The sequence below is a fragment of the Paenibacillus sp. FSL R5-0928 genome (assembly GCF_037970385.1).
GTDB classification, from domain to species: Bacteria; Bacillota; Bacilli; order Paenibacillales; family Paenibacillaceae; genus Paenibacillus_AQ; species Paenibacillus_AQ odorifer.
This window is the reverse complement of the sequence record NZ_CP150225.1, coordinates 1,708,821-1,724,255: the sequence shown is the minus strand read 5'-3', so window position 1 is coordinate 1,724,255 and position 15,435 is coordinate 1,708,821. Positions and strand designations below refer to the sequence as shown.

Genomic DNA, 15,435 nt, shown 5'->3' with positions numbered 1-15,435 from the left:
CAGATTTCAATTGGATTTATCCCCCACCATCACCTTATACCGAAATAAAAAAGGTTAACCAGATATTTCTGGTTAACCTGATAAACGAAAACTCCCCCGGATAAAGAAGAACCGGTGCCCTTGTATTAAGCTTAATCCGTAATCTTCACATTTCCAAACACAGCCTTATTCCTCGAGTCATCCCCGGGATTGCTAAGTGCTATGCCAATATACACCTTGCGGTTCATCGGAATCTGAACAGTTCCGACCGTTTTCCAGTTATTCCCGTTCGTCGAAATAGCCCCTTTGAAGGTATTTCCACTTCGGGTCAGCTTTAGCCATCTTGGAGCCGAGGCAGCCGCAGTCTGATCAACCATATTGCCGGCAGTCTCTGCACGATACTGGAAGGCTGCCCCATTTTCGGGGGTAAGCATCATATCTGCATGCTTCGAATTATGACCCAGCGACTCCCGAATCATAATGCCGGCCTTGGCCCAGCCGTCCAATCGGCTAGTGGACTGCACTTTAACAATAATCTCCGCATTGCCTCGCACGGATTGGTATATATAATTTAGTTGATCTCCATTTCCCCAAATATCCGTAGAGCTGCTGCTGAGTGTAAATTGCTTATTGGAAGAATTGTAGGTAACGTTCCCTGGCATGGAACCGATATTCCGCGCCTTCCATCCTGTTGGTAATTGAGCCGGATAGTCTTGTTCTACCGGAGGCGTCCAGCCTGGCGTAGGCCAGGTTTCACGTTCTTTGATATTGGCCAGCTCATCTTCTGGCCAGGCCCCGTAAGCAAAGAACGACAGACGCTTCACACCTGGATAATTCTCGCGGATTCCCTTGTAAATCTCCTGATATTGATCATCTGTCCAGTCATTATCCAGCGTCGCAACAATTTCCACGTCACTGCCGCTAATCCGGTCGCTCGTATCCTTCAGGATTCCGTAGGAAGTGCTGTATACCCAATCACTGTTGAACTCCCAGTCATCAAAGTACGCCATTGGTGCAACAAAGTCGATATCATCCTTGAATTTCGCTACATTCTGCCCAACTTCAATGAATTCTGGCGGCAAAATATACACACCGAGCTGCACATCCGGCTTCGAGGACTGGGTGATATCCTGACGGATATCGCCCACATACTGTCCAATTTGATCGGTCCTCCATTCATTCCACTGCTCTCTCTGAGGCGAATCCGTCTCGAAGTCAATACTGAGCGGTGAATACCCGAACTGCGCCTGATACTTCGTAACCGTGTAATCACTGACGTCCATGTTGTAATTATCGAAGCGGATCCAATCCAGCACAACGCCATCCACATCATAATTCTCGATCACTTCCTGAATGATGGAACGCTCATACTGCTGCACTTCATGGTGAATTGGATTGACGAAGTATTCGTTGCCGTTAGAACCTGTAAACGGAGTCTGAACCCCGTCAACCAGCGCCTGCATCTGCCATTCATCGTGCTCCAGGAAGGCCTGCTGATCATGGAACTGTGGAATCCAGGCATGAACCTTGATTCCTGCAGCATGGGCTGCCGTAATGACAGCCTGCAGGGCGTCGAAATTCTGGTAGCCTTGGGCAATTGGTGCGATATCACTCTGATAAAATACACTTCCAGACGGAACCTCATCATCTTCATCCTGCTTCACGTTCATGCTAATAACATCGACGCCATAGCTTGTAGACAGCGCGATGAAATTCTGGACATCCGCCATGTTCTTAAACTGGTTTACGGTCCGTACAATAACTTCCGTTTCGAAAGGGGGGTTACTCTCCTCCTCGGCCATAACAGGAACGGAACCACCGGCTATCGAAGAAACCAACACGATGCTTAACAGTGCTATGAACCTCGATCTCAACGCAAATGCCATAATCTCGCCTCCACTAGTATAAGATTTTATAAATAGTCTTATTTCGTCGCGTTGATTTTCTTAACATTTTCCTGCCATTTTTCGGTTCTGAATTCAAGCAGCTTAGCCAGCCCCGCTTTTTCGGTGTTCTTTTTAGCTGTCTCCAGCGCCGACAGCACCGCTTCATCCGACTTCGCCTGTACCATCTGGGCGTAAGCAAGGGTATAAATATCCCCGATATTCTGTGCGATGATGCCGATCTCCGTATCCGGAATCGGATCGGTATTTACAAACTCCGTGATATCCAACGCGGTTTTCCAGGTCACCGTGGACTGTGCCACGGTCTCCCAGGATTTCTGGTTCGCGGAAAGCAGCGCCTCGAGGCTCATTTTCGCCGTATCAATAAAGGTTGTATTTCCCGCCCAGTTAAAGTCCTCGAATTTCCGCATCGTTTCCGTGCGCTCGTTAGCAGGAGTCGTCTTGTATTTCTCGTTCGGGATTGGCGCTCCGTCCGCATCCTCTTCATCCCAGTACAAGCCTTTAGGACCGAAGAAAAGCACCTTCTGTCCCTCCGGACCCGTAATCCAGTCAAAATAAGCGAAGATGGCCTCTGGATCCTTGGCCTTTTTCGTAATGACATTAACGTTCCAACCCAGCGTCTCAAAGCCGCTTACAAACACTTGTGTTTTGTCTAGACCGGCTTTATGAATCGGCCATATAATCTCATAACCGCTGTCCGGATTATTCGCTGTCAGTGCCCGGTGTCCCTCGGCTCCATACGTAGTGATATTGGATTCGACCATGACTGCTACCCGGTTGGTATTGACCTTTTCTTTGACCGCATCCTGGGTTTGCTGCAGAGCATCCTGCGTAATCAGCCGTTCACGATACAGCTTATTAATATACAGCACCATCTCCTCGTAAGCGGGATCGTCCAAGATAGATGACAGCTTGTCGCCATCCGGATATCCCATGAGTGAAATGAACTTACTGGTGGAGTTCTCCTTAAAACCACCATACATAATTTCCAGACCTGCCCCCTTCTCCCCAACCTCCAGAGGTACTACATCCGGATACTTTTCTTGCACCTTAAGCAAATATTGATACAAATCATCAAAGGTCTCCAGCAACGGTCTGCCGAGTTCGTTATAAATATCTTTATTCACCATCCATCCGCCGTTGCCGAATTGCCCGGATGTATACCAGTTCGGAATTTGATAGATTTTCCCGTCTTCTGAACGGAGCAAATTCAGGGTGGATTCCTTCACATATTTCTTGAAGTTCGGATACTTCTCATAGTAATCATCCAGCGCAACGAGTTGTCCTGCCTGCACCAGCCGTTCCACTGACGATCCCCGGTCAGTAAAAATGACATCCGGTAAATCACCGCCGACGATCATCGTGTTGAGCTTTTCTCCGGCCGCTCCTCCGGATTGTATGGGTTCAACAGTAACCTTACGGTTCTCCTGAATCCATTTTGTCGCCTCATTATCCCCCCATGGTGATGTCGTAAGCCAGTCATAGTTTCCATAGAAGCTGAAGGTGACGGGCTTGATCCCGCTGCCGTCATCTGTGGCGGCCTCAGTATTCAGATTTTTCTCGCTTGTGGTTGGTGAAGTGTTAGAATTTCCTCCTCCGCTACAGGCAGCGAGAAGAAGCACCAGTGAAGTCAGCAAAAGAGATACCCATTTCATACGATTGCGCATCTTTTCCCTTCTTTCTACATAATATGGAGACTGCTATTCTTTCATCGAACCGATCATTACGCCCTTAACAAAGTACTTTTGGAGAAAAGGATACGTCAGGATAATTGGAATGGTAGCGATCATCATCGTAGCCATAGTCAGTGACTTCGTGGTAATCGTCCGATTTCGGTTCATATGATCCAGCGCGATAGCATTCGATGAGCCTATTTGGGTCATGATGTTGGAGTTCATAATCTGGCGCAGCAGGGTCTGTATAGGAAGCAAGTGATCCTTTGTAATATAGATCGCTCCCGTAAACCAGTCATTCCAGTAACCTACTGCGGTGAATAAGGCAATCGTGGCCAGCACCGGACCGGAGACGGGAATGACGATTCGAAAAAAAATGCCGTAGTTGCTGCTGCCGTCGATTTTGGCCGATTCCTCCAACCCCTCCGGCAGAGCGTGGAAGAAGGTGCGGATGACAATCATGTTCCAGACACTTATGATGCCGGGGATAATCAGCACCCAAAAGGTGTCCAGCATACCCAAAGAGCGAACTAGTAAATAACTAGGGATGAGCCCTCCACTGAAGAACATCGTAATCATGAAGAACACCATATATTGTTTTCGAAATAGCAATGTCTTCTTGGACATTCCGTAGGCTAACAGTGCCGTGAAAAAGACAGACAATGCCGTGCCGCATAACGTTCTAAGAATGGTGATCAGAAAAGAATTCAGCAGGCGTTGATCCTGAAACACAATATAATAATTTTCCAGAGTAAAAGCTCTCGGTAACAAGGTTACACCACCGAGCGCCGTATCGCTCCCTAGATTAAAGGAAATGACCAGCGCATTCCAAAACGGGTATAGCATGAGTAACGCCAGCAGCGTCAAAAGGATATACATACTCCGCTGCATGATTTTGTCGCCTAGGCTTAGTCTCATTGTTCACCCCTCCTAAAAGGTTTATGGAGCATCGAAAGCATTCGCTATGAGTAGTAGTACTACCAGAGACTAACATCTGCCCGGCGAGCGATTTTGTTGGCCGTCACTAGCAGAATGACACTGATCACCGCCTTGAATAGCCCTACCGCTGTCGCATAAGAGAATCTGGCATTTAAAATCCCAACACGGTACACATAGGTGTCGATAACATCGGAGTAGGGTCGCAGAATTGGATTGGTTGCCAGCAGCAAAATGTCCTCGAAGCCCGCACTGAGCAGACTGCCGATGGCAAGAATCATAAAGATGATGATAATGGGGGTAATGCTGGGGAGTGTAATCAAGTGAATTTGCTTAAACCGGCTTGCTCCATCTATAGAAGCGGCCTCATATAGGGTTGGATCAATGCCTGCAATCGCGGCCATGTAGACAATGCTCCCGAATCCGACCTCTTTCCACACATTTACGCTTACTAGAATCGACCAGAAGTATTTGGGTAACGCCAGGAAGTTAACTGGTTCCCCTACCAGATTGAATCGCTCCAGCACATAGTTCACCGTCCCGTTGTCAACGGATAACAGCGAAAATACAAAACCGGATACTATAACCCAGGACAGGAAATAAGGTAAATAACTGACGGTCTGGATAATGCGTTTAAAGCCCATATTCCCGATTTCATTCAGCATCAGCGCAAGAAGAATCGGGGCAGGAAAAGAGATAATCAATTTAAGCAAGCTGATCACAAGGGTATTTCGCATCACATTCCAGAACTCCGGCGCCTCGAAGAACATTCTGAAATGCATAAATCCAACCCAGGGGCTCTTCATAATGCCGCCAAAAATATCGTATTGCTGGAATGCCATAACCACGCCATACATCGGAATGTAGCTAAAAATGAATACAAAGATAATTCCCGGCCAAACCATGGACTGCAAATCCAATTGACTGATAAATTTCTTCCATCTACGCGGTTTCTCGGCCGTGTTCATCCGCTTTTCCTCCTCTGGACGATTCTAGTGAAACAACGGCAACAACGATTTGTTCTTCTCCAGCATTTCATCCAGCAGTTGTTCAGCTACGGTGACCGAAGGCACGAGCGGATGATGAACCATAGCCTGCAGGGCTATATCCCGGTCTCCATGCACAGCCGCTTCGATGGTGAGGCTCTCGTATTGTTTGACTGCAGCCAGCAAGCCTTTTACGGGCTGAGGAATTATGCGCAGCGGAATCGGCAGCGGACCTTGCTTGGTGACCATACAATTCACCTCAATGGAGGCATCGTCCGGCAAGAAGTCAATCATTCCGTTATTCCTTACATTCAACGTCTGGATATCGCGGGAATCATTATAAATGGAGCGCATCAGCAGCACTGCCGCCTCCGAGTAGTAGGCTCCGCCGCGCTGTTCCAACTGCTTGGGCTTTTCCTTCAGCTCTACGTTCCGGTACAGTTCAAACAGCTCTTCCTCCACCTTCTTCACTACCTCAGCGCGCGATCCAGTCGTTGCTGCTGCTTCCTTCTGTTCCGCAAGCATCGCGTCCGTCATATAGTAATAGCTCAGGTAATAAGAGGGAATCGCTTTCAAAGCATTCAGAAACCGGTAGTCCCAGGAATCAAACGGCACATTGCTCGCCTTGTAACTCTGCGGGTAATCAATGAGCTCCTGCAGCTTGCTTTTACCGTCAATCACGATATCGGATACCCAGTGCAGATGGTTGATGCCGACAAACTCCGCGTAGATCTTCTCCATAGGAAGTCCGAAGAACTCGGAGAGCCACTTTTGAAAACCAATCGGTGAGTTGCACAATCCTACGCTTTTTACCGATGAGTATTTGTGAACAGCTTCAGTCACCATACCAGCCGGATTCGTAAAATTCAGCAACCAGGCATCCGGAGCCAGCTCCTCAATGTCTTTGCAAATATCCAGAATGACCGGGATGGTCCGTAGGCCTTTCATCATCCCTCCGGGACCTGTCGTCTCCTGGCCGATGACATTGTATTGAAGCGGAATTAATTCGTCCCATTTGCGCGCTTCCAGCATGCCTACCCGGATTTGCGTGCATACAAAGTCCGCTCCGGCAATGGCTTCCCTGCGTTCCAACGTCTGGACCACGGTAATCGGCAGTCCGGACTCAGCGATCATGCGTTTGCTCAGTTCTGCAATCGTATGCAGCTTCTCCCTTCCCACCTCAATATCCACCAGCCATACTTCGCGGATGGGAAGCTCTTGGTGATGCAGGATGATGCCTTCAATAAGCTCAGGCGTATACGATGATCCCGCTCCGATGACAACCAGCTTCAATGTTTCCTCCATGATAGACCCTTCCTTCATCTTTTTCATTTTGGTCTTATAAAAACTAGCCTATTGTGTTCGGTACTTTCCCCTGTGATAGATTATCTAGAACCTTCTGATCTACACGCATACCGCTGCTTTCCATAGCCAGAACGACCGATCCTACAACCGGCTCCCGGGTCAAAATCCTTAAAGTGCCATTCGGAGCCGACAACTTCACTCTTCTCTCAATGGCCCGCCGGATGATGCCTGAGCGGTCTCCCTTTGTCAGCAGGCTGCCTGCAAGTACGATGTCGAAGAAGTCCTCCTCCATGCCCAAGCGACGGATGGCCGATACCGCGGCCAAACCCAGCTCATCCCCTTGCTTGACCAGCAGCTCGGTGGCAACCTGGTCCCCTTCCTCTGCCGCTTGAAATAATAGTTCAGCAATATGGGGAGGCAGGTCTCTGAAATGATCCAGGTAATCCTCTCTTAATTCCGACACATTGGAATAGCCCAACAATTGCGTTAAGCGTTCGGTTAGGACCGTCTCCTTCTCTCTTCCCTCATCCGCCCGAAGGACGCTACGGAATACCTCAATACTTAAATCATAGCCACCGCCATAATCCCCGAACCGGTAGCCGAATCCACCACATTGGTATGTAGCACCCAACGGATTTTTACCACTACAGTTCACGCCCGATCCGCAAATCAGCACGATCCCGTAGTTCTTCTCTGTACCTGACCGCAAGGCTATCCATGTATCGCAGGAAATCTCAGTTTGGGGAAGATCAAAGCTGCTGATGACCGGTCGCAAAATCCGGAAATCAGCCTCTCTGTCCGCTCCCGCTAAGCCGAACCAGGAGTAATCCAGCTGATCCTTGGTCAGCCCTGACGCCATAATTGCTTCCGATAGGGCCTGCTGCAAACTGTTCACCGCCTGCTCACGATTTATTTGATGATTTCCGATCCCACCCTTGCCAACTCCGATGACCTTCCCTTGTTCATCTGCAATCATTGCGTGGGTTTTACTGCCTCCTGCATCAACTCCCAAAAAATACTTCACGGATGATTTCACTCCTAAAATTCAAGGTAATCTAACAGATGCGGTGGATTCACGAATGAGTAGCTGCGGAGCGAGCTTCGTTACAGCGGGCGGCATCACCTCCCCATTGATCATTTTTAGTAGTAAATCAACGCCTATATTGCCCATTTGTGCCTCAGGTTGTCTGACCGTCGTTAACCGCGGGTAAAATTCACCTACGAACTGCTGATCATCAAATCCAACAATTGAGATATCGTGGGGTACTCGAATTCCCTCTTCCCGGAGAGCCTGAACCATTCCAAGAGCAATAAAATCGTCCCCCGAAAAAAAAGCTGTCGGCAGCTTATCTTCGCGGATCCATCTCTTGGCCACCTCATAGCCGCCGCTTACTGTAAAGCTGCAGTATTCCGTTCCGAATGGCGTTAACCCGGCATCCTCGAGCGCTTGGACATAACCTCGCTTTCGCTCCGCTACACTTAGAAATACCGAAGGGCCGCCAATATAGGCAATTTGAGTGTGCCCAAGATCGATCAAGTGCTTTGTAGCCTCATACCCGCCTTGATAGTTATCGACCACGACGCTAGGCACATCCTCATGCTGAAACTGGTTATCCAGCAATACAAACGGAATGTTTTTTCTTTTCAGTTCCTCTACATATGCCTTTTCTTCAAGTGGGGACAACAGGATAATTCCGTCAACGCGATCCTTCTGAAACAGGAAATTGTCGCCCTCATCCTCATTCTCGGCGATCGATAGGGCTAAAAAATACCCTTGCGCTGCCAGCTTCCGGTTCACCACGCGAATAACCCGGTCATAGAAAGAGTCGTTAAAGTTGGTAATCGACATCCCGATGACTCCCGTTTTGCCCCTCACAAGACTCCGCGCTGCTGAATTGGGCTGATAATTCAATTCCTCCATAGCTTTCAGCACTTTCTGTCTATTAGCTTCCCGTACAGAGGGTAAATTGTTAAGCACCCTGGATACGGTCACTACAGAGAGTCCCGACTTTTTGGCTACATCATGTATATTCATCTTAGCTTCCATACCTCCGTCACCCGAAAGTTTAAACGATTAAACTTTTTAGGTAAATAAAAAAACCTTACCTTTCGTGATATTTCTATGTTCTGATTGAAAATTGCACACTGAATGTCAGCTTTGCCTTTATCAAGAACACCAAAATTCTTTACAAAAGTTTTAAGGTTTTAACTAATTTACATTCTACTTACATTTCCAATATCCGTCAATACATAAAATGCAGCCAAAACAAAAAGCAACTCATCCGCAGACAAGTTGCTTTTTAGACACGCTATTCCCCCTTCCCTTGCTTCTATCTTCCTCAGGTTAATTGGTAATTACCCATTTTTGTCGATCAAGAGTAGGATCAAGCTCGCTTAGAGACAGTGTCGTCCCATCCGCTGATACTTCTAGCGCTTTCTTATGATGAGCAGAAATAATACTTACGGTACCATCATCATTCTTGTGAAAAATCCAACGCTGATTGTTATATCCGAGATATGGGTATAACTGAATTTTATTTTGCCCTGTGTCTAGATCAAGCGCCTGACCGGCTGTTGTACGAATAGAATAAGTACCTGCATCGTCCCCCGTCGGCACGAATACCCACTTCTGATCCGTAGAATCATTTGCATCCTTCAGTGTAACAGCTTCACCATTTGCGAGATTTGCTGTATAAAGGGATTTCTGTAGTTCTGCATTTACTAGACTGGAAGTGGTTAAATTGGCAGGTGTTTCTCCGCTCACGTTAACGTTTTGATATGAAGCATTTCCGCCAAATACATGTAGTCCAAAGCGGCCTTCGGCAAATGTGCCGTCCTGGAGGTCGATGACTTTCTGCCCATCCACATAAACCACGATATGCGGGCCCTTCGCTTCGATTTTCACTTTGTAGGTTTGACCCGGCTGAATGAACGTCGGAACTTTTGCTAGAATCTGACGCTCTTCAATACGGCCGTCGATTTTATAAAACAGACGGATGGACTTCATATTCGGATCCAGATTTAAGTAGTATCCGCTGCGTCCATCTTCGCTGGCACGGAACAACATAGAGCCTGCTCCTCCGGATTTCCCTAACATCATATCTGCTTCATAAGTAAAATCTCCTGCCTGCTTCTCTGCGATATAATTCGCGTCACTCAAATAATTTCCACGAATCCCATTTTCACCAATGACCCAGGAGGCTGCAGATAGATCTTTAGTCCACCCGCTTAAGTTCGTATGAAATTCACCCCCAGATACCTTAACTAATAAGCTAGCTGATGTCTTCCCATTTGGAGTAGAGACGGTAATGATAGACTCGCCTTCTTTTTTAGCTACAAGGGTTGCCTGGGATTTATCCACCACGTTTAGTTCAACTACATCCTTGTTACTGGAATTCCATTTAAGCGGCTGTGCCCCATTACCGGTACCATTCTCTACCATCGCCAAAAGTATGTCGCTTTGCCCCTTGCTCAGTTCGCGATCACTTGTATCCATCATTATCTTGGTAGCTGAGCCCGTCTCCTGATTCCATACAGAGCCTAACTGATTCACCTTCAGAGATACGACTTTTACGTTGCCTCCTTTGGTGTAAAAACTCAAAGCTCTGCTGGCTGGATCCGGAAAAATGACGTCAGAGAAAACAACTTTACCGTTGTTGCCAAAAACCTCAACAGAAGACTCATCTACAAGGATACGCAGCTTAACTCGCTTGTTCTCCGTTTGCATTGCCGCTTCATGTCTTGTACTAAATAGATTCGAAAAATCCGTCAAACCAGATGCAGACCGATCCACGAAAATCCGACCCTCACTAGGTTTATATCCAACAACCGTTTGCTGACTTCCCCCTACACGAACGTTAAAGCCAAACTCACTAACCTGACTACCTGCTGGAATTTCTACTTCAGCTTCAATTTCGTATGCACCAGAGGTAACCCCTTTCAATAGATTCTGAGAAGAAGGACTCACCTCTTTGTTAGCAGTAGAATACAGCTGATTACGCAGCGATTCCAACTCCTTGATCGGACTTTGAGCGAGCTGAATCCCATCTTTTGTCGTTACTAATGAGACTTCTCTTGGGATTGACAGTACGCCTTTCCAATGGGTTGTTGGAAAAGCAAACGGATAGTCCCAGTTTGTCATCCACGCCATCATTACGCTGCGATGATCTGGCATGTTCGAAAAAGACATTGAAGCGTAGAATTCTTTTCCAAAATCTGTTCGCAAAACTTTCCCTGCCGGATTAACATTAACGAATTTACCTTCCGCTGTTAAATGACCCACAAAATATTCAGCATCTGATCCGCCTGTTTTTGAATTCGCTCCTGTACTAATCATCAAAACCCATTTTTTCTGTGATGTTCCGTCTACCGAAAGCTGAAGCAAATCCGGACATTCCCATACACCGCCGCGAACATATTCCCCGTATCCCCAGCTATCTGTTAGGGTCCAATCAAGTAGATTTGTTGAAGTAAAGAAACGAATATGATCTCCACCGGATACAACCATTACCCATCTGTTATTGTCGTTATCACGAATCACTTTCGGATCACGGAAATCCCAACCTCCGGGCTCCCCTCCATTATCGCCTGGATTTCCGATAACCATAGGACGCGTCTTGGAATATTCCCAAGTACGACCTTGGTCCTTGCTGTATGCAAGACCGATACGCTGATTCCCATTCGGGCCATCGGGATTATAGGAAGTGTAGTAGGCAATCAGCCCCTTGCCTCCTGAATCCCCGAACAAACCTGATGCATTCGTCAAATCTGCCACAGCTGATCCAGACCAGACATGCCCATGATCATTCCACGGCAGCGCAATCGGAAGGCGCTTCCAGTTCAGCATATCTTTACTGACAGAATGTGCCCATGTGCCTCCGTCCTGATGGAATAGATGATATTCTCCATCGAAGTAGACAAGTCCGTTAGGATCACTGGCAGAACCACGAATTGGCGTATAGTGGTATTGAGGACGATATTTTTCATTATAATAACTGCTGGCATCCGTCACATAGGTATCCTGGAAGTAAGCCGTTCCCTGTTTAACGACGATTCCTGCATATCCATCGGTATAGGTTTTATCTGTTAGATCGATCGCAGCCGGGGTGTATCCGTCTAGGAAGACCTGAATTCTGTTTCCCTTCGCCTTTATCTCTACATGATGTTTTGCTCCGGTCTGACTTGGATAGGTTTGCTGTGAACTTGCAATTGTTGCTCCGTTAGCTTTCGTCAAACTTACACGAACCTGATTTCCTTCCTTTGTCAGGGATGCTTCATATCCCTTTGTTCCATCAGCCGATGAACGAAATGCGAGCGCTGCAACAGAATCAGGACGAAGAGATATATTTCCTTCATATACAAAATCAGCAGCTTGTTTATTATAAATTTGCTGTGACTTCATCTGGTTTACTGCCATTCCTTTTTTGCCGTTGATATTAGGCTGCCATTGTCCTTTATTTGTAACCACAGCACCCAGATTTCCTTTCAGGTCGCTTACGATAATATTTTGGAACAAAACAGAACCATTCCATACATTGAGCCCTAGCTTACCAGTACGATACGCATGATCCTGAACCTCAATCACAGATTTATATTCGTTGTCCCAATATACTTTCAGTGATGAACCCTCTGCTTTTACCTTGAGATGATAGATCTCTCCTGCCTTAACAGTAACCTTCCGCTCCTCTTTTAATTTCCCTTCACCATCACTTGCGTCTCGTAAGCGGATCATACCTGCATTCGGAACAATTTGGAGCATGTAGGAACCCCAGCCATCTTCATTAGAACGGAACAATAAGGTCGCGTCAGCTTGCATATCCTTGATCATGACATCAGCTTCATAGATAAAATCCTCTGATACCGTTTCGGAGATTGCCATTACATTTTCTTGTGGATCAGAAGTCAGTAAAATCCCTTCAACAGTATCCGCCAACTTACCTTTTCCTTTTATTTGCCAACCTGTCAAGTTTGTGTTTGTTTTGGTTACGCTTTCAAAAATGGAAAGCCCCTCCTTAGCTTGTTTACTTACCTCCTGATCAGCGGGCGTAGCCCACCCAGTACCGGGATTTGCTACATAAATGCCTGCTGAAGTCATAACAAATCCTGTTACCATGAGAAAGGACAAAACTAATTTTCCTTTATTTTTCATCTTCTTCAGCCTCTTTTCTATCATTAATATTGAAAAACAAGAAGGAGGCCAATTCATTACTGCACTGACCTCCTCTCTATATTCTTTTACAATTGAGCAGAAATCTGAATTTCCAGTGCTGTGAGTCCAAGAGCCAGAGCACCACATAATCCCGCCTGTTGGCCTAGACCTGGTGGAACGATATACTCATCTATGTGTTCTAAAATAGTACTTGAGCTAACATAACCGTTCAGGTTCTGAAGCACGGCCTGCCGAATAAGTGGAAACAATTGTGATTGCTGCATAACACCACCACCCAGAATGATTTTCTGAGGAGAGTTAAGCAATATAGCACCCGTAATCGACTGCGCAATATAAAATGCTTCCATTTCCCATGCAAGGTGATCTATAGGAAGTTCATGTCCCTTCTTCCCCCACCTTGCTTCAATAGCAGGACCTGCCGCCATCCCTTCTAGGCAGTCCCCATGATAGGGACATCCCCCTGGGAATTCATCTTCAGGATGGCGTCTTGTAAGAACGTGACCCCCTTCAGGATGCACAAGACCATGAATAAGTTTGCCCTCTGAATACACTCCCACACCAACACCCGTGCCAACTGTATAGTATAAACAGCTGGATAACCCTTGGGCAGCGCCCCATTTGGCTTCACCAAATGCCGCTGCATTGACGTCCGTGTCCCAGCCAAAGGGAACCGAAAAGTATCTTTTTAAAGTGCCCAGCATATCGTAATTTCCCCAACCTGGTTTTGGTGTTGTTGTAACGTAACCATACGTCGGGCTATCTGGGCGTATATCGATTGGACCAAACGATCCAATTCCGATAGCTTCTACTGGTTTGTCTTGAAAATATTGAATAACTTTTGGCAACGTCAACTCAGGATGTTCTGTCGGGAAACTGATCTGATCTTCAATGATCCCATTTTCATTCCCGATGCCACATATAAACTTCGTCCCGCCAGCTTCTATCGCTCCTATACGCATATACAAGACTCCTCTCGGTGACTAATTCTTGTCTTGCTTAGCAGAGAGAGTAAGCTCATAGATATCCAGGGAAATCAGCAAGTCATTCTCATTTTCTGCAAACACAGCAATACCTTTAGATTCTAGTCCAGGGAATATAAGATCCGTAATCACTGCCTGACCTCCATTACTAAACACCTCAACGGAAGAGCGATCCACATAAATACGGAGATCATTTGACTCATCAAGCGCTGCGAGTTTGGCTGAATGATGTCCTACGAAATGTTCATGGAAATCATGCTGGCCCGAAGCCTTCCGGTCTACATAAAGTTCCTCTGTGTCACCGTTGATACCGATCACTGTTTGTTCATCCGCACCAATTCTTACTTTGAAACCTACAGATTTACCCCGAGTGAACTCAGCTATAATCTCATGAGATTCCAAGCGAATCTCTTTAAGAAGAGTATTGATTTCTTGCACCGTTGCATTTTTTATAGAAAGGACTTGTACACGAGCTGATTCCAACTCTTGTACCGGCTTCTGCACAAGAAAAGTTCCCCCTTGTCTTGATTCGAGCTGAAGTTCTCTTGCAATTGTCATCGCACCACGGAATTCTTCTGCTGGCGTCTTGTTAGCATACATCCAGTTGCTCATCCAGCCGATAAATAGTCTTCTTCCATCCTCAGCCGGTATATCGGACCAGCTTACACCTGCATAGTTATCTCTTCCATAATCAAGCCAGCGAACTTTTATCGAATCTTCATCTGGCGTGAACACTTCTCCATCAAAATCCCCTGTAAAATACTGTGTTCTTGATCCTTCCACAAAAGCGGGATCCGCACCGATGCTCACTAGCATCACCCATTTCGTGTTCGAAGGATCGCCATCAATGGCCAGCGGGAACAAGTCCGGGCATTCCCATACCCCGTCATGAGAACCGATTCCTTCTCCGAATTCACTGGCAAATGTCCAGTTCATCAGATCAGAAGAATGATATAGACACACCGTTTGGCCACAAGCTACAATCATCACCCATTTATTAGTATCTTTATTCCAAAATACTTTCGGGTCACGGAAATCAATGAATGTATCATGTTCAAGTACCGGATTCCCATCATATTTCGTCCAGGTTCTTCCGTTATCTTTACTATAGGCCAAGCTTTGACGCTGAATGGCTGGCTTGCCTTCCGGCATATCCAAATGGTGTGTAAAAATTGCTACTAGACCTGGTTTATCTTCAAAAAATCCAGTCGTATTGTTCCAGTCGACTACGGCACTGCCGGAAAAAATCATACCTAATTCATCTGGAGCAAGAGCGATAGGCAGCTCCTCCCATGTAACAAGATCCTTGCTGACCGCATGGCCCCAGTGCATAGCGCCCATAGTCATTCCACCTGGATGGTGCTGAAAAAACAAATGATATTCATCCTCAAAATAAACCATTCCGTTTGGATCATTCATCCACTTTTCCTTAGGCGAAAAATGATACACTCCGCGGTAATTTTGTTTCGCAATCGTAGACATTATTGTTTTCTCCTTTACTCC

At 46.5% G+C, this 15,435-nt stretch carries 10 protein-coding genes; all 10 read right to left on the bottom strand.

Annotated elements, in window-relative coordinates; genetic code table 11:
• Positions 1–131: 131 nt before the first annotated feature.
• Positions 132–1,865: a family 10 glycosylhydrolase gene (locus MKZ16_RS07420; RefSeq protein ID WP_076104747.1), complete on the bottom strand. Its 1,734-nt coding sequence runs from the start codon at positions 1,863–1,865 to the stop codon at positions 132–134.
• A 38-nt stretch (positions 1,866–1,903) separates the two neighbouring features.
• Complete coding sequence (locus MKZ16_RS07415; protein ID WP_038569391.1) at positions 1,904–3,550, bottom strand: extracellular solute-binding protein; 1,647 nt, start codon at positions 3,548–3,550, stop codon at positions 1,904–1,906.
• A gap of 33 nt (positions 3,551–3,583) precedes the next feature.
• Complete coding sequence (locus tag MKZ16_RS07410) at positions 3,584–4,474, bottom strand: carbohydrate ABC transporter permease (RefSeq protein WP_036675805.1); 891 nt, start codon at positions 4,472–4,474, stop codon at positions 3,584–3,586.
• Positions 4,475–4,533: 59 nt separating this feature from the next.
• The gene (locus MKZ16_RS07405; protein ID WP_076104748.1) at positions 4,534–5,460 is read right to left on the bottom strand and encodes an ABC transporter permease subunit; all 927 of its coding nucleotides are present in this window, start codon (positions 5,458–5,460) and stop codon (positions 4,534–4,536) included.
• 24 nt (positions 5,461–5,484) lie between these two features.
• Positions 5,485–6,783 (bottom strand): 6-phospho-beta-glucosidase, encoded by a 1,299-nt coding sequence (locus MKZ16_RS07400; protein ID WP_076104749.1) that lies wholly within the window; start codon positions 6,781–6,783, stop codon positions 5,485–5,487.
• A gap of 43 nt (positions 6,784–6,826) precedes the next feature.
• The gene (locus MKZ16_RS07395) at positions 6,827–7,807 is read right to left on the bottom strand and encodes a BadF/BadG/BcrA/BcrD ATPase family protein (protein ID WP_076104750.1); all 981 of its coding nucleotides are present in this window, start codon (positions 7,805–7,807) and stop codon (positions 6,827–6,829) included.
• A gap of 21 nt (positions 7,808–7,828) precedes the next feature.
• On the bottom strand, positions 7,829–8,818 hold the full coding sequence (locus MKZ16_RS07390) for a LacI family DNA-binding transcriptional regulator (RefSeq protein ID WP_244886434.1): 990 nt from the start codon (positions 8,816–8,818) through the stop codon (positions 7,829–7,831).
• A 309-nt stretch (positions 8,819–9,127) separates the two neighbouring features.
• Complete coding sequence (locus MKZ16_RS07385) at positions 9,128–12,931, bottom strand: GH32 C-terminal domain-containing protein (RefSeq protein WP_076104751.1); 3,804 nt, start codon at positions 12,929–12,931, stop codon at positions 9,128–9,130.
• 86 nt (positions 12,932–13,017) lie between these two features.
• The gene (locus tag MKZ16_RS07380) at positions 13,018–13,911 is read right to left on the bottom strand and encodes an ROK family protein (RefSeq protein WP_036675814.1); all 894 of its coding nucleotides are present in this window, start codon (positions 13,909–13,911) and stop codon (positions 13,018–13,020) included.
• A 21-nt stretch (positions 13,912–13,932) separates the two neighbouring features.
• Positions 13,933–15,414 (bottom strand): glycoside hydrolase family 32 protein, encoded by a 1,482-nt coding sequence (locus tag MKZ16_RS07375; protein WP_076104752.1) that lies wholly within the window; start codon positions 15,412–15,414, stop codon positions 13,933–13,935.
• Between the last annotated feature and the right edge of the window lie 21 nt (positions 15,415–15,435).